This is a genomic window from Winogradskyella pacifica (assembly GCF_013403915.1).
GTDB classification, from domain to species: Bacteria; Bacteroidota; Bacteroidia; order Flavobacteriales; family Flavobacteriaceae; genus Winogradskyella; species Winogradskyella pacifica.
In genome coordinates, this window is sequence record NZ_JABFDI010000010.1 from 1 (window position 1) to 20,065 (window position 20,065).

The window sequence follows — 20,065 nt, forward strand, 5'->3', positions numbered from 1 at the left end:
AAGATACGAAAATCAATGCTTCTTTGAAAATATAAAATATAAAAAAAGAGACTGCCTTTTTAGACAGCCTCTTTTTTATTCAATATAGAATATATGTTTTAATCCTCAACCAAAGTATCCGTCCCCAAATACTTATCCGCTTTATTATAATACCAAGCTCTTACTTTAGGGATTTTAATACCATTTAAGAGCGTTTCTTCTGAAAGCATTATATATTCACCACTATCTGGTTTATCTTTACCATGCTCATCTGTTTTAAAGAACTGATAGATCTCCATGGCATACGTCTTCGGGTTAAAGTAAAAATACCAAACATCACTACCTACGGCTTCATCATACGTTACTTTTAAAACCAAATACGTTTTGCCTTTAAAGGTTCTCTTTTCAACCTTACCAAGATTAGTGCCTTCATCTTTCAACTTCATTGGCAAACCATACAAATACGAATAGTAGTTTTTGTAAAGTGTCGCTCTATCGCAAGTCATGTTTTTGTCTTTAGCTTTAAGACTGTCTAAAACTTTGCCATTATAAGTCAAGGTGCATTTATCCTTGTTTAAGGAATATGTGGTTGTTACGCTATCTTTTATGGCGGTAACACTAAAATATTCTGCAGGTAAATTAATTGAAATATGGCTCGTACGCTTTGCGGCTTTAGGCATGGTCATTACCACGGTAAACGTATCATTGAAGTGTTCCCAGTTGCCATTGGGATCGTGATAATTAATGGCGTTGTTTAATAATTCTTGTGAGGATAGGTTTTGGCTAAAACCAGAAAAAGACCATAAGAATAGGGCTAAGGAGAGGAAAGATTTCATAGTCGTTATTTTTTTACAAATTACAATAATATCAAACAAAAAAAAGCACCCAATGCCGAATTGTTCGGGAGGATGCTTTTGTTATAAAATCTAAAAAGATTTATGACTTATTTTTCTTCCATCATGGCGAAGAACTTATCAATGTTTGGCATTAATATAATACGTGTTCTTCTGTTTTTAGCTCTATTAGCATTATTGTCGTTTTCAACTAAAGGTTGGTAGCTACTACGTCCTGATGCAATTAATTGCTCTGGTGCAACTTTGAACTGATTTTGTAATTTTCTAACAACAGACGTTGCACGTAAGACACTTAAATCCCAGTTGTCTGCAATTTTATCCGTGTTTATGCTTCTTGCATCTGTATGCCCTTCTACCATAACATCTAAACTAGGCTCAGAGTTAATAACGTCAGCTAATTTCTGTAAGATTTTGTCAGCTTTGTTTCCAACTCTGTAACTCGCTGTGTTAAATAACATATTATCAGCAATAGAAATCATAACTACAGTTTCATTGATATCAACAACGATATCTTCATCTTCGTCAAGATCACTAGTGTTCATAGCTTTACTTAAGTTGTGCTGTATTGCTACATTCATTGAATCTTTTAACGTTTTAGCACCTGCTAATTTCTCTGGACTAACGTTTTTAAGCGTTTCGCGCATTTTTTCTTTGCTTGCTCCAGAAGCTACAGTACCATCTTCAGACACCTGAAATTTTGCTTTGTTCTCAATAGTTAAGCCTTCTACATCTTCGTTTAAAGATTGTATCTTAGAATTGTATTGATTAACTCTTGCTTCAATAACGGCAAACTTATTTTCTAAATCTTCTTTTTCTACTCTTGTCTTAGTTAACTCACTTAAAGTTTCTCCTTGCTGTTGTTCTAAGGCTAAGTATTTTTTCTTAGATACACATGAACTTAATATTACAGCGGTTACTAATAGGATTGAAATTTTCTTCATTTTATAATTTTTAGTTATTATCGTTTTAAAGTTATATATACGACAAAAGGTCGTATTTGGATGTTGAACGCTTAAAATTTTTAACTTTTAGGACTGTGCACTGACTTCAGTATGGACTCAATTTTACATCTTTTGTTTTTGAAGTGTAATGTAAAGTGTTGAATTGGTTACTATTGAAATGGATTTAAATCTGTTTTAAAAAAAAAGCTTCAAATCGTAATTAGACTTGAAGCTTTTTAATAAATATGAAATAGAGGATCTACTCTTCTTCGATATGGATAGTTGCTGGCTCTACTGAACTATCATGAGAGTTGTAATACTCTTCTAATAGATTCATCGTTGCCGTTAGCAAATCTTTAGTTTCTAGAAGTAAACTGAAATAAAGCGTTGTGTTCTTCGGACTAGATTCTTCAGTTCTAGTTCTAGCCACTTGCTTGTTGATTTTATCGGTTACTAAATCAAACAATTCTTTTTTATGTTTAATGATAGTTCCAATTTGCTCAAAAGAATGTGAGTCGAACGCAACTTTTGTCTTGTTGAATAATTCTTCAAGCGTTATGTCAATTTCTTTCAATTCCTTAATCTGACTAAATTTAAGCTTCTTATGGTTGTTGTGAATATGCTTATGACTTGTTTTAGAGATGTACTCTAAAGATTGCGTCATATCTTGTAAATAGCCTAAAATATTAATGTAGAAACTACTAGCTCGTAAGCTCGTTTCATCTAGATTTTTAATAAAATAGAATATATTATCCCTAAGAATATCAACTTCATCAGAGAGTTTGGTAACCTGTTTTTTATTCTTTTTAAGTAAGGTTAAATCTTGTTTTGCCAAACCTTCTATAGCGTTAGTGTAAATTCTATTTCCACGTTTTACAACATTAGAAATATTATCTGCACTTTCTAAAATTACACCTTGTACAGAACTGCTTCCTGCTTTTGTTAAGCTGTCTTCAGCTATTATGCCTTTAGATTTTTTGTTGTGCGCAATTGAGCTTCTTATTAAAAGACCAATAGCAGCCAATAACAAAATTGGAAACATAACCTCTAAATTAAGGCTCAATAAATAAGCCACTAATGCTGCGGCTGCAAAGGCACTAAATGCTGTAAAGAACCATCCACCTATAACGTTGATAACTCCAGCAACTCTATAAACTGCACTTTCTGCACCCCAAGCTCTATCCGCTAAAGAGGTTCCCATTGCAACCATAAAGGTAACATATGTAGTAGATAAAGGTAATTTCCAAGACGTAGCAATAGAGATTAAAACGGCAGCAACCATTAGGTTTACGGCTGCTCTTACCATATCAAACGCTGGTAAATCTGCTGCTTTTACTTTTTTAGAAATGAGTCTTGGTTCAAATTGTTTGTCAATTTTTTGTTGCCATGATTTAGGTAAGACATATTCAGACATTTGAGACATAGCCATAGCACTTCTCACAAAACCTCTTGATAGAAAGTTAGGTTGAAAACGCTCTTCTGTTGCTCCTTGGCTAGAAAGATCTAATGATGTTTTTACAACGTTTTTTGCTTTAGTTGAAAACCATAAGGTTAGAACCATAATCATTCCTGCAGCAAATAATAGCCAGTTGTTTGCCGGAACTTTTTCTGCCAATACTCCCATTGGAAACTGATCAGCAGCCAATCCAGATGCTCCCCAAAGCTCAAAAGCATTATAAGCCGCCATTGGTACTCCAATGAAATTCACTAAGTCGTTACCAGCAAATGCTAATGCTAAGGCGAAGGTTCCAACAATAATAATCAACTTATAAATATTAGTTTTTAGCACGGTAATTACCGCATAAGATAAAAGCGACCAAAAGACAGAACTAACAGCAAGAATGGTAAATACACGATTTTCTAAGAAATATGCCATCGTACGACCACCTAAAATATCGTAACTATTATTTGCGAAGGACGTTCCTTTTAAACCTTTTATAAATATAAAATAGGTAATAGCTGTTAGGGCAAAACCGCCAAAAACAGCACCAACCCAAGTTGCTTTTTGTTCAAAATTATTAGAAAGTAGCAACCTGGTGAACCATTGTACAACGGCACCAATGGAGAACGCAATGACTACAGAAAGCAATATTCCTATAATTATTTCTGCTGCTTTTTCATTGTTTATGTAGTGCATTACATCTGAAAATTGACCACCATCATGCCCAATTTTAATTAATGCCATAGCTACAGAAGCTCCCAATAATTCAAAAACGATAGATACTGTAGTTGAGGTTGGTAAGCCTATAGTGTTGAAGAAATCTAACAATAGAATATCTGTTATCATTACTGCCATGAAAATAATCATGATTTCATTAAACATAAACATATTAGGATTAAAGATGCCTTTTCGTGCGACTTCCATCATTCCACTAGAGAAAATTGCGCCTATTGCAACTCCGACACTCGCAATAATGACGACTGTTTTAAAAGAAACAGCCTTAGAACCCATTGCAGAATTTAAGAAGTTAACAGCATCATTACTTACTCCAACTACCAAATCGGCAACGGCCAAAATGACTAAAGCAATGATCATTAATAAGTAAATATTATCCATAATTCTTAGTTAAAAATAAACGTGTAAAGATCTTTATATGGTTTTAGGTGTATGTTATCTAAATGTTATTATTAAAAGTGATATCCAACTAATAAATGATTTTGGAAGTCAGCCAGTTTTTACCGTCATCTAATTTGAAAGCATTTGAGTTTTTGTTTTGAATAAGCACTATTGTAGTTGATTAGTGATATGTAGGTTAAGCTGTATGGCATTGTTTTAACGCTGTATTTCATTAATTGTCTAATGTGTGAATTTTAAGGAAATATCTATATATCTATAAATCAGCTAACTACGGTTTTAATGTTAACTTAATGTTATGAGAATATTGTCTAAATGTAAAATAAGTGCTATATTCGTAAGACAAGTATGAATTAAAGCCAAATAGATATGAAAAAGATAGTCATAATATTAGTAATGTTGAGTGTAGGGTTCACATATGCTCAAAATAAAAATAAGCCTCAATTAGAAAAGAAAGGTGATTTGTTAATCGCTACATATTTTCATGATAACGGTGAAATACAGCAAACTGGTGCCTTTGATGCCAATGGTAAACTGCAAGGTAAATGGACGAGTTTTGATGTGGAAGGCAATAAATTAGCCGTTGCAACATATGATGCTGGTAAAAAAGTTGGAAAGTGGTTCTTTTGGAAAGGTGATTCGCTAAAAGAAGTAGATTATAGAGACAACGCTATTGTAAGTGTGGTTGAATGGTCTAATGATAGAACCTTAGTCTCTAGAGATTAAATCAACTAGATAAGTATACGAAATAAAAAGAGCTGTAATATTGAATTACAGCTCTTTTTGTATATAACATTTAATGTGATCCTATAAATTCATACTATAGCCTAAGCTAAATGTCGTGCCAGGATTTCTTGAAGAAAAGTCAGCGCTAATATCACCATAAGATTCATATTGACTTAATCTATCATCGTTAAGAATATTATCTATTTTTAGACTGAGTTTAGAGCGGTTGTCTTTTCCAAAGCTCTTGGATAGATTAAAATTTAAACTGTTGAATGATTGTGTATACACATCTGGATTTTTACCAAAACCTACAACTTCTAACGTTTTTCCTTGAACATTATAGAAAAGACCAGTTTCAAAACCAGATTCAGAGTTGTTGTAGTTAAGACCGACATTTACTAAAAATGGGGATTGCCCTTGTAACTCACGAGTATCATCTATAGTTTCTCCATTTCTTGCAAATTGCTGCCTAGATTCATACTCTTGTCCTTCCCCTTTCGCCATTTCAATTTCAGATTTAATAATTGAAACATTGACGTTTAAACTTAAATCAGATAAAGATTCAGCAATGAAATTAAAGTTTTTACGACCTTCAAACTCTAATCCGAGTACTTGTGCCTCTGGAGAGTTTCTTGGTGTAAACTGATTAGGTGCTGCAAATGAGAATGCAACTAATTCAATAGGGTCTTTAAACTTTTTGTAAAACCCACTAACTGCGAACATTTGTGCTTTTTCACCGAAGAACTCATATCTTATATCAAAGTTGTTAATATAAGACGGTTGTAAATCAATATTACCTAAAAAGATAATTCCTGTCAATAAATCAGGAATTTGCACTACTGAAGACTCCTTAAAACTTGGTCTAGCTACGGTACGGAAATACGATAAACGGATATTAGACTTTTCATTAGCTTCATATATAAAGTTTGCAGAAGGGAACAAATCTAATTCTTCAATAGTTTGTTCATTATCGAAAACTTCAGTTCCTGAATTGTTCTGTCCTGTGAATAATGTTGTAAAGTATTCTGCTCGAACACCAACTATAGATCTTAATTTATCTATAATTTTGAATTCGTTAGACACATATACAGCGGCTGTATTTTGTATAGACTCGTAAGAGTTGGCTGGCTCAAAGTTTCCACGGATATAAGAACCAGTATTGGTTTCAGGGGTCCAAATATTGCTAGGGTCTAAAATAGCATTAGGATCACCATTAAAGCTTGAAGTATTTACACTTCTAAAAGCAACTTCGTATTTATAAATATCATAATTACGTTTCTTATAACTTGCTAACGCACCAAATTTAAGTGAGGCTTGGTTACTAAATAAGTCGTATTTTTTTGTGAAATCAACTTTACTTGTAACATTAAATTCTTCTAAGTCTCTCCATAAACGTTGTGGAAATCCAGCGTCAGAGCTAATATTTGTGGTGCCATCATTATTTAAAATAAACGTCGTTAATCTTACGTCTTTATCGTAAACGCGGCTAAAACTTGGTGATACTTTCCAGTCTATAATAAAATCATTTTCTGCAAGACTATGATGTCCTCCAAATAAAAAGTTGGTTAAAGAGCGTTGCGTATATTCTAAGTTATCCTTATCAACAGTAATAGCATTTGAGATTTGGGTTACTTGGTTAAATAATGCAGCTCTACTTTCTCCATTTTGTATATGCAACACATTAAAGTTGTATTTAGAGTTGTCTGTTTTAAAAGATAAACCTACCAATCCACTTAATAACACATTGTTTTCGCCTAAGTCACCAGTTTGTCTACGGTCAAATCTAAGCTCATTGATATCACGATCTTCATTTTTTTGGTAAACTCCATTTTCAAAACCTTCATAAAATAAGGTTTCATTTTTGTAATTAATAGAAGCAATTAAACCCAATCTATTGTCACCTATATCAAATTGATTTCCGTAATTAAATCCTAAGCTAAAATTTGGTAAGCTAGTTTTTCGTTCAGTAGCTAAAGTACTATTAAATGAACGTGTAATGCCTTCTAAGCTACTATTATTTGACGAGGCAGGGTTAGGTGTTGAGGTTGTAGGTGTAATAGGTAAATTTCTATCTCCACTATCAAAACCTAGAAAATCTGTTCCGCTACCTTCATAAGTCACATAGTTAGAATTAAACGACATGTCTGGATTGTAACTCGTAGAAAGCGAAAAGCTCATCGCTTTTTGTGATGGAAAATCTTTAGTGATGATATCTACAACACCTCCTGTGAAATCTGCAGGTAGATCAGCAGATCCAGATTTTATAACTATTATGTTTTCTAAAATATTGGTTGGAAATATATCCATCTGAATCGTATTCTTGTCAGGATCAAGCCCTGGGATGTCCATCCCATTTAAAATAGACTTAGTGTAACGGTCTCCTAAACCTCTAACATATACATATTTACCTCCTTGTACAGAAACACCTGGTACACTTTTAATAGCAGAAGCAATATCACTTGCACCTGCTTTTTTGATGCTTTCTATAGAAAGGCCATCGAGTAAAACCGCAGAATTACGTTGAAGATTTAAAACGGACTCTTCCGTGTTTCTACGTGCGGAAGTTGTAATTACAACCTCGCTTAATGCAGACGACGATGGATTTAATGTCACATTGAGTTCTAACACTTTATTAGCTTCAATTTTTACATCTGTAATAGCTTTTGTTTCATAACCAACAAATGAAAACACTAAGGTATAAGTGCCTTCATCTAATGCTAATTTATATTCACCATCAAAATCTGTAGTGGTTCCTGTAGCGGTATTTTGAATTACGACGTTAGCAAAAGGAAGTATATCGTTAAACTCACCGTCAAAAATTTTACCTGTTACAGTTCCGGTTTGCTGTGCTGCTGAGAAAGAAAAGGATAATAAGATTGCAAAAAAAAGAGATATAGATTTAATCATTTTAATATGATTTTAAAATATACAAAATGTCCGAAAGTAATTTCCGGACATTTTGAGATTTATGTTTGATAATTTAGAATGCGTTTTGAGACGCTGCATAAGTCCAACCAAATACTGTTGTATTTGCTCCAACTGTTGCAGCAGCAGAATTTTCAATAGTTGTAACGTTATCTGAGAATTTAGCTTCGTTTCCATTAGCTCCATCAATGATGTCAGCAAGAGCAACTCCTGTAGGTAAAACAATTTCCCAATTTGAAAAAGTTAATCTATCTGCAGCTAATTCAGTTTGAGTATCCTCGTCGTTAAATCTGATGTCAGAAGTTGCACCAAAGTTGTATACTAAGATATTGTTTAAGTTAGCAATTAAACCATCTCTACAATCTGTAAAGTGACTTGTTGCTGCATCACCTATTAACGTAATGTTATTAAAAGTGTAACCCGCTTCAGTTGCTGCAGATCCTTCAGGGCCATCTAATTCTAAAGGAGAACCTGATTCTGAAGTTTGGATAACAACTGCGTTAGTCATTGTACCAGACCAAGATTGGTCAGCATCTAAACCATCATCACCATGTGCCCAAGTGATAAAGTTGGTTCCATTTACAGTACCACCAAACCACTCAAAACCGTCATCTTGGTTCGCTACTACTTCTAAGTTTTCCATAGTAGTTCCATTACCAACACCACCCATTGTGATACCATTAATTTCATTACCGTCTCCAATAGTAATACCACCATGTCTTACAGAGATATATTTGTAAACACCAGAGTTATCATTTGAGATTGTTCCTCCGTACTGTCCATAAGGCTCCGTAGCTGGTATCCCTTCAATTTGTGCAGTTTCAACATCTCCACTAACAGAGATAGGTGCACGACCTAAGATGATTAATCCTCCCCAGTAACCAGTATCAGCTTGGTTTAAGTTTGTTCCTGCTGTTTGTCCAACAGTAATATTATCTAAAATAGAAGTCATTATAATTGGGTTGCTAGCAGTACCTTCTGCCATAACTTTTCCTCCTTGATCAACAACTAAAGCAGAAGCTAATGACTCTTGGCCTTCAGCACCTTTAATAATAGTACCAGCTTCAATTGTTAAAGTAACACCATCGTTTACAACAACTTTTCCATTTAATTGATAAATGTTGTTTGATGTCCATGTTTCATCTTCTGTCAAAATACCTGATTTCTGAATCAAGTCATTAGTATTTCCTCCATCATCATCAGTAGTGTTATCATCATCACTACTACAGTTAAATGCGATAAGAGAAAATGCAAGTAAGAAAAATAAGTTTTTAGTTGTTTTCATTTTGTTTTTGTTCATTAAATGTTATGCCGCAAAGAAAACATGATTAACTAACTTGTAGGTTAATTGAAAATTAAAGGTTTGTAATGAAAAGGTTAGTGGAGTGTTAGCTTAGTATTAAGACAATTTATGTTAAGGAAACAATTAGCTAACATTGAAATTTGTTTTATCTAACCAGGCATAATATAATCAATTGTATACCAATTTATTTATCTTGCATCTTATAAGAATTAAATTATGAACTGGGAACAACTACTCTCTTTAAAGCGCTTTGGCGATACCAATAAAAGATTAAGAAAAGAACAAGATGAAACCCGTTTGGGTTTTGAGGTTGATTATGACCGTATTATATTTTCTTCAGAATTTAGAGGGCTACAAGATAAAACACAAGTGGTGCCTTTATCTAAAACCGATTTTGTCCATACGCGCTTAACACATAGTTTAGAAGTTAGTGTGGTAGGACGGTCTTTAGGACGAAAAGTAGGACAGTTATTATTAAAGAAGCATCCGCAATTAGAAAATGTTCATGGTTATAAAATGAATGATTTTGGTGCCATTGTGGCTGCAGCTGCTTTAGCACACGATATCGGAAATCCACCATTTGGACATTCTGGAGAAAAAGCGATTGGCGCTTATTTTAAAGAAGGACAAGGTGCCGAATTTAAAAAGCACTTAACTGAAAAAGAGTATCAAGATTTGTGCGATTTTGAAGGAAATGCCAATGGATTTAAAATTCTTACGGAAAGTAGAGAGGGTAGAGAAGGCGGATTAAGATTAAGTTATGCGACTCTTGGTGCTTTTACAAAGTATCCAAAAGAATCGTTACCTAAAAAGCCAACCAACCATATTGTAGATAAAAAATATGGGTTCTTTCAAAGCGAAAAAGCAATGTTCGAAACTATAGCTTCAGAATTAGGTTTAGCAAAACGAAGTAATGAGCATGCCAGCTATCAACGTCACCCTTTAGCCTTTTTAGTAGAAGCTGCTGATGATATCTGTTATACAATTATTGATTTTGAAGATGGAATCAATCTGGGTTTAATTGAAGAAGAGTACGCCCTAGAATACTTAATTAATCTGGTTAGAGGCAGTATTAAAACCGAGAACTACCACGTCTTAAAAACAACTGAAGATCGTGTAAGTTATTTGCGTGCATTAGCCATCGGTAGATTAATTGATGAAGCGGCGACACTGTTTATGATACATGAAGAAGCTATTTTGGCAGGTGAATTTGAAACGGCTTTGTTAGATGTTAGTCAGTATAAAGCACAGATAAAAGACATTATTAATATAAGTATCAAAAATGTATACCGGTCTAAAGAGGTAATCAATAAAGAAATTGCGGGTTATAAAATCTTGAATCAATTATTAGAATCTTTTGGAAAAATGGCACAGCATTGTTATGAAGAAAATATGTCTAATTATGATGAGTTATTACGCAGTACTTTGCCAGAAACGGTAAAACTTAGTACTAAGTCATTGTACGAAAACCTATTAGCGGTATGCCTTTATGTCTCCAAATTATCGGACACTAATGCGATGTTATTGCATAAAAAAATTCAAGGTCAAATATTATAAGTGTGCATTTCATCGAATAAATTTGTTTTTGAACGATATATTGTTTTAATTTACTTCATAATCAACCCATTAACCTACCTACTTATGAAAAATAATATACTCGGAGGACTTGTCATTTTTTTAGTTGTAGTAACGTGTTTACTGATGTTAGACGATATTTCAAGCGAAGGTTTAGAGCAAACAACTTATGATTCTATTCATATTGAGCAGATTGACAATACATCGGACTTAGCCATTATTGATACTGAGGATTAAATCTTTAATTTCTTTTTTAATAGATGTTACATCTAGTTTCTGTAACTGCATTAATTGGTCTGTAGTGCCATGTTCAATAAATTGATCTTCAATACCTAAGATTGTGATTTTTTGAGAATAATTATTCTTGTTAGCAAATGCTAGGATTGTACTGCCAAAACCACCAACGATAGTACCGTCTTCAATGGTAATTATCGCTTTATGTTGTTTAAATACTGTATGCAATAAGCGTTCATCCAAAGGTTTTACAAATTGCATATCATAATGACTAATCGCGTCTTTTTCATCTAAAGCATTAATAGCATCTGTAATTGTTTTAGCAATAGTACCAATAGATAGTATCGCAATTTTGGTTCCTGTTTTTAGACATATACCTTTTCCTATTTCAATAGCTTTAAATGGTTTTTTCCAGTCTAATAAATGGCCTCGACCTCTAGGATAACGAATAGCTATAGGGAAATCAATACCTAATTGTACCGTATACATTATGTTTCTAAGTGCTATGGCATCTCTTGGCGAGAAAATCACCAGATTAGGAATACAATTAAGATAGGCTAAATCGAAAACGCCATGATGCGTAGCGCCATCTTCACCTACCAATCCGGCACGATCCAAACAAAAAACAACAGGTAAATTCTGTAAAGCCACATCGTGTATGATTTGATCGTAAGCACGTTGTAAAAAGGTGGAATAGATATTACAAAATGGAATGAGACCTTGTGTTGCCATTCCTGCAGCCAATGTTACGGCGTGTTGTTCTGCAATACCCACATCAAAAGCACGATCCGGAATCGTTTCCATCATATATTTTAACGAACTACCTGTTGGCATCGCAGGAGTAATACCCACAATTTTATCGTTTTTTAAAGCCAATTCTACAATCGTCTCACCAAACACATCTTGAAATTTAGGAGGTTGCTTCAACTCAGATTTTATGGGGAGTTCTCCTGTTTTGGCATCAAATTTTCCTGGTGCGTGGTATTTTACTTGGTCTAATTCGGCTTGCTTTAAACCTTTTCCTTTGGTAGTAATAATATGTAAGAACTTCGGCCCTTTTACGGTTTTAAGTCGTTTGAGTTCTGAAAGTAATAAAGGTAAATCATGACCATCAATAGGACCAGAATAATTAAAGTTTAAGGCTTCAAAAATATTGTCTTGCTTTTCAGTTCCTTTTTTTACGTTGGTTAAATATTGTTTTAAGGCACCAACACTAGGATCTATACCAATGGCATTATCGTTTAAGATAACGAGTAGATTCACATCCGTAACTCCAGCATGGTTTAGGCCTTCAAAAGCCATTCCACTAGCAATAGAGGCATCACCTATAACAGCAATATGGTGTTTATCTTCACCTTTGAGTTGCGAGGCAATTGCCATCCCTAAAGCAGCCGAAATTGAGGTTGATGAATGTCCGACTCCAAAAGTATCATACGCACTTTCACTGCGCTTTGGAAAACCACTTATACCACCAAGTTGTCTATTGGTGTCAAAAATGTCTTTTCTTCCGGTTAAGATTTTATGGCCGTAAGCTTGATGGCCAACATCCCAAATAAGTTGATCTTCTGGTGTGTTAAAAACATAATGCAAAGCAATAGTCAGTTCTACCACGCCTAAACTAGCTCCTAAATGGCCTTCTTTTGTGGCGACTATATTAATAATAAAGTGGCGCAACTCTTTGGCAAGTTGAGGTAAGGCTTCGGGTGCGAGTTGACGTAAATCTTCAGGAAGATTGATATGTTTTAAGAGATTTTTCATTCAAATACAAATGTAGTATAAGCAAATGTATTTTATTATTCATTTAGAATCGTATTTTTACAACCATGATAAACCCATTTGACGATACTTACTTTATGAAAAAAGCACTTCAGGAAGCTGAGGCTGCTTATGAAAAAGGTGAAATACCAGTTGGCGCAGTAATTGTAGTAGAAGATAGAGTTATTGCCAGAACACATAATCTTACAGAATTACTAAACGATGTTACAGCACATGCCGAAATGCAAGCCATTACATCTGCAGCTAATTTTTTAGGAGGCAAATATTTAAACAATTGCACCTTGTACGTCACCTTAGAACCTTGCCAAATGTGTGCAGGAGCCTTGTATTGGAGTCAGATTTCTAAAATAGTTTATGGGGCTTCGGACGAACAAAGAGGTTTTAAAACTATGGGAACACAATTGCACCCTAAAACAGAAGTGGTAGGTGGCATTTTAGCAAAAGAAGCTTCAGCACTAATGAAACGCTTTTTTATTGAAAGGCGTAATTTGAATTAAGAGAATTAAAGATTTTAAATAGAGACTAATTATGAAAATACAAGCCTTACTACTATTACCCTTAGTATTTGTTTTGAATTGTAAAAGCAGTAAAATCGAAGAAAATAATCCTAATATGAAACATTCAGAACTTACTTTAATTGCCAAAGGGAATCTTTACGGTGCTGGAGAAGAAGGTATCGCTAAGCAAAACACTGTTATAGAAAATCAGAGTGATTGGGAGCAATTAATGGCTCAAATGAATGCAGCGAATAAAGTTTCGGATAGCTTTACAGAAACAAAAATAGACTTTTCAAAATATGCTATTATCGCGGTATTTAATGATGTAAAAGGAAATGGAGGTAGTAATATAGAGTTAGAGGTTTCTACTTCTTTAGAGCATAACACAGTTGTTACTGTAAAATACATTAGCCCTTCAGGATATGCAACTAGTGTAATGACACAACCGTTTTATATTGCTAAGATTTCTAAAACAGCCTTGCCTATTATGTTTCAATAGAGGTTTTAAATCACCCTGTAATTATGTAGAACATTTCACACTTTAAAAAATAAGGTAAAAAAAAACGCTCAACCATTGGTTGAGCGTTGAAACTTGTAAGATATATACTTATAATACCTGCACGTTTGCAGCTACTAATCCTTTTCTTCCTTCCTCTTCGTCGTACTCTACTGTGTCTCCTTCGCGTAATTCTACGCCATTAAGGTTTGATACATGTACGAAGATGTCTTTTCCTGTTTCTTCGTTGGTAATGAATCCAAATCCTTTTGAATCATTAAAAAATTTAACTGTTCCAGTCATTATAATATAAATAAAAATTAAAGTACAAAGATAAAATAAAAATCGAATGTTAAAAAAATGTTTTTGTTTAATAGCCTTTTTCTTGCCTTAAAATTTATTCTATTACTTTTTTAAATCGCGTTGATTTTTACGCATTTTATCAAGATTCTCTTTAGTAAGCATATATTCTTTTATGTCTTTATCTTTCCATCTGTAATAAGAAAACAATGGGAAAACGATAAAGAATAAACCTAGAACTCCGAAACCTATGAGTTTTTCAGAATATTCTAAGTCTAAAGTTAAGCCACAAACGATGCTGATAAATGAGGCTAAAAAGAGAATAAATGTTATAATTTTTATGGGTTTCATTTGAGTGAATTTATCTAAAATACCAATTAATATTTAGGATGTAAAGTTAATTAATTCGGTGCGATAAGCCGTTAATAGTTTAGATTTTGAAACAAAGCCGTAATATTTATTGTCTTTAATTACGGGGAGGTTCCAGGCTTTTGAATCTTGAAATTTTTTCATTACGGTATGCATGGCATCTTTTTCATATATAATATAATCTGGTGCTTGATGCATAAACGTTTCAACTGTGGTAGATTCATATAAACTTTGATCAAACATTACAGACCTTATATCATCTAACAAAATAATACCAACAAACATACCATTAGAATCCGTAACAGGAAATAAATTTCTACTCGATTTTGAAACTCCCTTTCTTAGCATTTCACCTAGGCTCATTTCGGGATGTAAAGCAATAAAATCTTTTTCTATCACCGAATCTAAGGTCATTACGGTTAGGACACTTTGATCTTTATCATGCGTTAATAGATCTCCACGTTCGGCTAATTCTTTGGTGTATATAGTGTGCTCCATATAATTCTTAGTAATCATATATGAAATGGCAACCGTTATCATTAATGGTAAAAAGAGGATATAACCTCCTGTTATTTCAGCAATTAAAAATATAGCCGTTAAAGGTGCATGGATCACACCTGCAATTAACCCGGCCATACCAATTAACGTAAAGTTGGCCTCAGATACTTGATGACCAAATCCGATGTTGTTAATTATTTTGGCCACAACATTACCCAAAGCACTTCCCATTACCATAGTCGGTACAATAACTCCACCAACACCTCCAGCGGCAAAAGTGGTCGTCATTGCAATTGCTTTAAATATGGTAAAACCGATAAGTAATACGATTACAACCCAAATATTATCCGTGTATTTATCAAACGGATTAGAGCCGAGTGCATGTAAATAGTTGCCTTCAAATAAATCTTTGGTAAAACTTAAACCTTCACCATGAAGTGGCGGAATAAAATATAACATAATACCAATGGCGATACCACCCACCAGAAGCTTTGTAAACTTTGTTTTAAATCGATCGAAAAAGGCATAGATAGCAAAATACATTTTGGTGAAATATATAGATGTTATACCTGTTCCTAACCCTAAAAGCATATAAAAAGCCGTATCTCTTGGGTTAAATTTTTCGGTGACATTAAAGTTGAAAAGCAATTCATCTCCCAAGAAAAAATAAGACGTTAAAACGGAAGATATAGACGCAATTAATAATGGTAATAAGGACGCAAACGTAAGATCTAAACTGAAAATTTCTACAGCCAATACAATCGCTGCAATGGGAGATTTAAACATAGATGCCACAGCAGCGGCAGTCGCACAGGCAATAAGAAGTGTCCTTGTTTTTTTATCGACATGTAAAATTCGACTTAAATTAGAACTTAATGCAGAGCCTGAGGTTATTGCAGGTCCTAATAATCCAACAGACCCACCAAATCCAACGGTTAACGGTGCCATTATTAACGGATGATAAATAAGTTTATACGATAAAAGTCCTTTCTGTCTTAGCAACGAATAGAGTAGTGAAGGTATGGCACGTTTTATATATGGAGGAATAGACGGTGTCATTCCTTGGTTAAACATATATTTTGTTAATAGAAATACCAAAAACAAACCAATAACAGGTAGGATAAAATAGAGTTGGTTTTGAGAAAATATAATGCCTTCTTCTAAGCCAGATTGAATGGCGTAAGTAATGTTTTTTAGAGTTACGGCAGCAATACCAGTTAATAAGCCAACAGCAATACTTAAAATATAAATGAAGTTTTTTTGCGATATATATTTGTATCGCAATAGAAGTAATCGTCTTATGAAGTTTTTTGTTGGCATAAATTAAAAAACCTGTTAGTACTATTGTTTTGTAATTCAAAACCTTAACTATAAGGTTTCTTAACTCAGGTTAAGATGTAAAATTAATTAATTCTCTCCGGTATGCCGTCAATAATTTTGATTTTGAAATAAATCCGATATAAGTACCATTTTTCACTACTGGCAAATTCCAAGCACTACTATCTTGAAATTTTTTCATAATTACGGTCATTTTATCTTTTTCAATATCGATGATTGCGGGTGGTTTTTGCATTACTTCTATAGCAAATACGTTATCGTATAGGGTTTGGTCAAACATTATAGGTCTAATATCATCTAATAAAATTATACCTTTTAAAGTATTGTCTTCTTCATCTATTACCGGAAAAATATTTCGATTCGATTTAATAACCGCTTCTTTTATGATTTCACCTAATGTCATATTGGTGGTCACATGAATAAAGTTAGTTTCTATAACTTTGTTTATGTCCATTAAAGTTAAAACAGCATGATCTTTATCGTGTGTGATTAATTCACCTTTTCGAGCCAATTCCATCGTGTAAACAGAATACGAAACAAAGTATTTTGTTATCCCAAATGAAATTGCAGCAGTAATCATTAAAGGTATAAATAAGTCATATCCGCCTGTAAGTTCTGCAATTAAAAAGATAGCTGTCAAGGGTGCATGAAGAACTCCTGCTAATAAACCAGCCATCCCAACAAGCGTAAAATTGCTTTCAGAAACAGGGGTGCTAAACAACCCACAATTGTTAATGATTTTAGCAACGCAATTCCCCATAATGCTTCCCATAAAAAGCGTTGGTCCAAAAATTCCACCAACACCACCTGCTCCAAAAGTTAAAGCACTAGCAATAATTTTGAAGAATACGAGTCCAGCTAAAAGGGCAATAACAATCCATATATTAGTCAAATCTAAATTCAGAAAATTATTGACTAAGGCCTTTTCGGGATTTCCAACAATAAGATTATTAATCACATCAAAACCTTCACCATAAAGTGGTGGAATAAAATAAACAAGGACACCAATCGCAATACCACCAACAAGAAGTTTTTTAATTGGTGAGTTTAGTTTGTCAAAAAGCTTTTGAATCCGCTCGTAAACTTCGGCAAAATAAATAGAGGTAAATGCAGCGCAGACTCCTAAAAAAGCATAAAACGGTACATCAGAAATTCTAAAGGTATCTTCAATTCTAAAAGGTAATATCACATCGTTTCCAGAGAAAAAATAGGATGTAATAATAGCCGAAAGAGAAGCTAACAATAAAGGTAGCATAGAGGCTATTGTTAAATCTAAACTGAAGACTTCAATTGCAAAAATAATAGCGGCAATTGGTGCTTTAAATATAGAAGATAAGGCTCCGGCTGCGGCACAACAAATTAGCAAGGTTTTGGTTTTTTGATTCATTCTAAAAAGCCGAGCAATGTTGGAACCAATTGCGGCTCCTGTTGCAACAGCAGGACCTTCTAATCCTACCGAACCTCCAAAACCAACAGTTAATGGAGCTGTAAGAATAGACCCAAACATTTGATAGCCTTTTATGATGCCTTTGCGTTTAGAAATGGCGTGTAATGTTGAAGGAATACCATGACTTACCTTTTCTCTGATCACATATTTTATAATTAAATAAACAAGAGTCAATCCAATTATAGGAAACAAAAAGTAAAACGCTTGATGGTAATATTGAACCAATTTACCTTCTAATAAAAGTTGAATATAATGCGTTAAATTTTTTAGAACGACAGCACCAATACCAGACGTAAACCCAATTAAAATACTCAATAGATATACAAATTGCTTATGCGAGATATGCTTAGCTCGCCATATCAATAGTCTTTTAAATATAGGATGTTTTGTTTGCATAAAATTAATCTATAAAAAAATCCTGCCAGAAGCAGGATTAATATTTTTTATGATTTTAAATTCAGTTTTAAACTCAATTCTTTTAGTTGATCATCATCAATTGGTGCAGGCGCATCAATCATCACATCCCGACCAGAATTGTTTTTAGGGAACGCAATAAAATCTCTTATCGTTTCTTGGCCTCCTAAAATGGCAACCAATCTATCTAACCCAAAAGCTAAACCTCCATGTGGTGGTGCTCCATATTCAAAAGCATCCATTAAGAATCCGAATTGTGCTTTAGCCTCTTCATCAGAAAAACCTAGATGTTTTAGCATAATAGCTTGAGTGGCTTTATCGTGAATTCTAATAGAGCCTCCTCCAATTTCGTTACCGTTTAATACTAAATCGTAAGCATTAGCTTTTACATCGCCTGGGTTAGTATCTAACAATTCTATTTGTCCAGGTTTAGGAGACGTGAACGGGTGGTGCATCGCATGGTAATGCCCTGTTTCTTCATCTAATTCTAATAATGGGAAATCAATTACCCATAATGGTGCAAATACTTTAGGATCTCTTAATCCTAAACGTGTTGCTAATTCCATACGTAACGCACTTAATTGCGCTCTTACTTTATTAGTATCACCAGATAAAACACAAACTAAGTCTCCTGGTTTTGCACCAGTGACTTCTGCCCATTTTGCTAAATCCTCTTGGTCGTAAAATTTATCTACTGAAGATTTAAAACTTCCATCGTCATTGCAACGTGAATAAATCATGCCTAAAGCACCAACTTGTGGACGCTTTACCCAATCAATTAATTTATCAATTTCTTTTCTTGTATAAGCGTTTCCTCCAGGAACTGCGATACCAACGACCAATTCAGCATTATTAAAAACACCAAATTCTTTATGTTGGGTAACGGCATTTAATTCGCCAAATTCCATTCCAAATCTAATATCTGGTTTATCGTTTCCGTACAAACGCATAGCGTCGTCGTATAACATTCTTGGGAATTTTTCAACTTCAACACCATTCACTTCTTTTAGTAAATGACGTGTTAAACCTTCAAAAACATTTAAAATATCTTCTTGCTCAACAAAGGCCATTTCACAATCAATTTGAGTGAATTCTGGTTGTCTGTCGGCACGTAAATCTTCATCTCTAAAACACTTTACAATCTGATAGTATTTATCCATGCCACCAACCATCAATAGTTGTTTAAAGGTTTGAGGCGATTGTGGAAGTGCGTAAAATTGACCTTCATTCATACGAGAAGGCACTACGAAATCTCTTGCTCCTTCTGGAGTTGATTTGATTAAGTATGGAGTTTCAACTTCAATAAAACCATCATTGGACAAATAGTTTCTCACTTCTTGAGCCACTTTAGCTCTAAAAATTAAGCTGTTTTTCACCGGATTACGACGAATATCTAAATAGCGATATTTCATTCTTATGTCGTCTCCTCCATCCGTTTTATCTTCGATAGTAAACGGAGGCACTAAAGCTTTATTTAAGATGGTTAATTCTGAAACTACAACTTCAATATCCCCAGTTGGAATATTTGGGTTTTTAGAAGCACGTTCAATAACGTTTCCTTTTACTTGAATTACAAATTCGCGTCCAAGCTTTTGCGCTTTTTCTATAATAGCTTTCGGTGTGCGTTCTTCATCAAAATAGAGTTGTGTGATACCATAACGATCTCTAAGATCGATATAAATCATAAATCCTTTATCGCGAACACCTTGAACCCAACCGGAAAGTGTAACTTCTGTATTACTGTGTGATGCTCTTAATTCACCACAATTGTGACTTCTGTACATAATAAAATCCTATAGTTTACACCATATTTAAAGG

The 20,065-nt window shown here is 33.9% G+C and carries 15 protein-coding genes; 4 read left to right on the plus strand and 11 right to left on the minus strand.

Features of this window, described 5'->3' with window-relative positions; all coding sequences use genetic code 11:
- Positions 1 to 98 precede the first annotated feature (98 nt).
- The 3 genes from HM984_RS10145 to HM984_RS10155 form a co-directional block, all read right to left on the minus strand.
- Positions 99 to 815 (minus strand): DUF6503 family protein, encoded by a 717-nt coding sequence (locus HM984_RS10145; protein ID WP_179349088.1) that lies wholly within the window; start codon positions 813 to 815, stop codon positions 99 to 101.
- Between the two features lie 107 nt (positions 816 to 922).
- Positions 923 to 1,774, minus strand: coding sequence for an OmpA/MotB family protein (locus HM984_RS10150; RefSeq protein ID WP_179349089.1), 852 nt, complete (start codon positions 1,772 to 1,774; stop codon positions 923 to 925).
- 259 nt (positions 1,775 to 2,033) lie between these two features.
- On the minus strand, positions 2,034 to 4,331 hold the full coding sequence (locus HM984_RS10155; RefSeq protein ID WP_179349090.1) for an inorganic phosphate transporter: 2,298 nt from the start codon (positions 4,329 to 4,331) through the stop codon (positions 2,034 to 2,036).
- A 387-nt stretch (positions 4,332 to 4,718) separates the two neighbouring features.
- Here HM984_RS10155 and HM984_RS10160 point away from each other — a divergent pair, with 387 nt between their 5' ends.
- Complete coding sequence (locus HM984_RS10160; RefSeq protein WP_115810590.1) at positions 4,719 to 5,075, plus strand: toxin-antitoxin system YwqK family antitoxin; 357 nt, start codon at positions 4,719 to 4,721, stop codon at positions 5,073 to 5,075.
- Between the two features lie 81 nt (positions 5,076 to 5,156).
- Here HM984_RS10160 and HM984_RS10165 read toward each other — a convergent pair whose 3' ends face one another.
- Both HM984_RS10165 and HM984_RS10170 read right to left on the minus strand, forming a co-directional pair.
- Positions 5,157 to 7,982 carry a TonB-dependent receptor gene (locus tag HM984_RS10165; protein WP_179349091.1) on the minus strand — a complete coding sequence of 942 codons (2,826 nt, stop codon included), beginning with the start codon at positions 7,980 to 7,982 and terminating at the stop codon, positions 5,157 to 5,159.
- A 73-nt stretch (positions 7,983 to 8,055) separates the two neighbouring features.
- Positions 8,056 to 9,285: a beta-helix domain-containing protein gene (locus HM984_RS10170; protein ID WP_115810903.1), complete on the minus strand. Its 1,230-nt coding sequence runs from the start codon at positions 9,283 to 9,285 to the stop codon at positions 8,056 to 8,058.
- Positions 9,286 to 9,519: 234 nt separating this feature from the next.
- Here HM984_RS10170 and dgt point away from each other — a divergent pair, with 234 nt between their 5' ends.
- Complete coding sequence (gene dgt, locus HM984_RS10175; RefSeq protein WP_179349092.1) at positions 9,520 to 10,860, plus strand: dGTP triphosphohydrolase; 1,341 nt, start codon at positions 9,520 to 9,522, stop codon at positions 10,858 to 10,860.
- 228 nt (positions 10,861 to 11,088) lie between these two features.
- Here dgt and HM984_RS10180 read toward each other — a convergent pair whose 3' ends face one another.
- On the minus strand, positions 11,089 to 12,870 hold the full coding sequence (locus HM984_RS10180) for a 1-deoxy-D-xylulose-5-phosphate synthase (RefSeq protein ID WP_179349093.1): 1,782 nt from the start codon (positions 12,868 to 12,870) through the stop codon (positions 11,089 to 11,091).
- A 65-nt stretch (positions 12,871 to 12,935) separates the two neighbouring features.
- On the opposite strand from HM984_RS10180, the gene HM984_RS10185 reads away from it, so the two are divergent.
- A complete protein-coding gene (locus HM984_RS10185) occupies positions 12,936 to 13,385 on the plus strand; it encodes a nucleoside deaminase (RefSeq protein WP_179349094.1) in 450 nt (149 codons plus the stop codon).
- 31 nt (positions 13,386 to 13,416) lie between these two features.
- Positions 13,417 to 13,884 (plus strand): hypothetical protein, encoded by a 468-nt coding sequence (locus HM984_RS10190; RefSeq protein WP_218845042.1) that lies wholly within the window; start codon positions 13,417 to 13,419, stop codon positions 13,882 to 13,884.
- Between the two features lie 108 nt (positions 13,885 to 13,992).
- On the opposite strand, the gene HM984_RS10195 is transcribed toward HM984_RS10190, so the two are convergent.
- From HM984_RS10195 to aspS, 5 genes are all read right to left on the minus strand, one after another.
- Positions 13,993 to 14,184 (minus strand): cold-shock protein, encoded by a 192-nt coding sequence (locus HM984_RS10195; protein WP_020898101.1) that lies wholly within the window; start codon positions 14,182 to 14,184, stop codon positions 13,993 to 13,995.
- A gap of 102 nt (positions 14,185 to 14,286) precedes the next feature.
- Positions 14,287 to 14,532, minus strand: coding sequence for a hypothetical protein (locus HM984_RS10200; protein WP_179349095.1), 246 nt, complete (start codon positions 14,530 to 14,532; stop codon positions 14,287 to 14,289).
- 33 nt (positions 14,533 to 14,565) lie between these two features.
- Complete coding sequence (locus tag HM984_RS10205; protein ID WP_179349096.1) at positions 14,566 to 16,368, minus strand: chloride channel protein; 1,803 nt, start codon at positions 16,366 to 16,368, stop codon at positions 14,566 to 14,568.
- Between the two features lie 70 nt (positions 16,369 to 16,438).
- Positions 16,439 to 18,229 carry a chloride channel protein gene (locus HM984_RS10210; RefSeq protein ID WP_179349097.1) on the minus strand — a complete coding sequence of 597 codons (1,791 nt, stop codon included), beginning with the start codon at positions 18,227 to 18,229 and terminating at the stop codon, positions 16,439 to 16,441.
- Between the two features lie 47 nt (positions 18,230 to 18,276).
- Positions 18,277 to 20,031, minus strand: coding sequence for an aspartate--tRNA ligase (gene aspS, locus HM984_RS10215; protein WP_179349098.1), 1,755 nt, complete (start codon positions 20,029 to 20,031; stop codon positions 18,277 to 18,279).
- Positions 20,032 to 20,065 lie beyond the last annotated feature (34 nt).

Excerpts from the sequence above, each read along its gene's own strand:
- HM984_RS10155 (WP_179349090.1), bottom strand. The coding sequence starts at position 4,331 with ATGGATAATATTTACTTATTAATGATCATTGCTTTAGTCATTTTGGCC.
- HM984_RS10185 (WP_179349094.1), top strand. The coding sequence starts at position 12,936 with ATGATAAACCCATTTGACGATACTTACTTTATGAAAAAAGCACTTCAG.
- HM984_RS10210 (WP_179349097.1), bottom strand. The coding sequence starts at position 18,229 with ATGCAAACAAAACATCCTATATTTAAAAGACTATTGATATGGCGAGCT.
- HM984_RS10195 (WP_020898101.1), bottom strand. The coding sequence starts at position 14,184 with ATGACTGGAACAGTTAAATTTTTTAATGATTCAAAAGGATTTGGATTC.
- HM984_RS10180 (WP_179349093.1), bottom strand. The coding sequence starts at position 12,870 with ATGAAAAATCTCTTAAAACATATCAATCTTCCTGAAGATTTACGTCAA.
- HM984_RS10205 (WP_179349096.1), bottom strand. The coding sequence starts at position 16,368 with ATGCCAACAAAAAACTTCATAAGACGATTACTTCTATTGCGATACAAA.
- HM984_RS10170 (WP_115810903.1), bottom strand. The coding sequence starts at position 9,285 with ATGAAAACAACTAAAAACTTATTTTTCTTACTTGCATTTTCTCTTATC.
- dgt (WP_179349092.1), top strand. The coding sequence starts at position 9,520 with ATGAACTGGGAACAACTACTCTCTTTAAAGCGCTTTGGCGATACCAAT.
- HM984_RS10150 (WP_179349089.1), bottom strand. The coding sequence starts at position 1,774 with ATGAAGAAAATTTCAATCCTATTAGTAACCGCTGTAATATTAAGTTCA.
- HM984_RS10200 (WP_179349095.1), bottom strand. The coding sequence starts at position 14,532 with ATGAAACCCATAAAAATTATAACATTTATTCTCTTTTTAGCCTCATTT.
- HM984_RS10160 (WP_115810590.1), top strand. The coding sequence starts at position 4,719 with ATGAAAAAGATAGTCATAATATTAGTAATGTTGAGTGTAGGGTTCACA.
- aspS (WP_179349098.1), bottom strand. The coding sequence starts at position 20,031 with ATGTACAGAAGTCACAATTGTGGTGAATTAAGAGCATCACACAGTAAT.
- HM984_RS10145 (WP_179349088.1), bottom strand. The coding sequence starts at position 815 with ATGAAATCTTTCCTCTCCTTAGCCCTATTCTTATGGTCTTTTTCTGGT.
- HM984_RS10165 (WP_179349091.1), bottom strand. The coding sequence starts at position 7,982 with ATGATTAAATCTATATCTCTTTTTTTTGCAATCTTATTATCCTTTTCT.
- HM984_RS10190 (WP_218845042.1), top strand. The coding sequence starts at position 13,417 with ATGAAAATACAAGCCTTACTACTATTACCCTTAGTATTTGTTTTGAAT.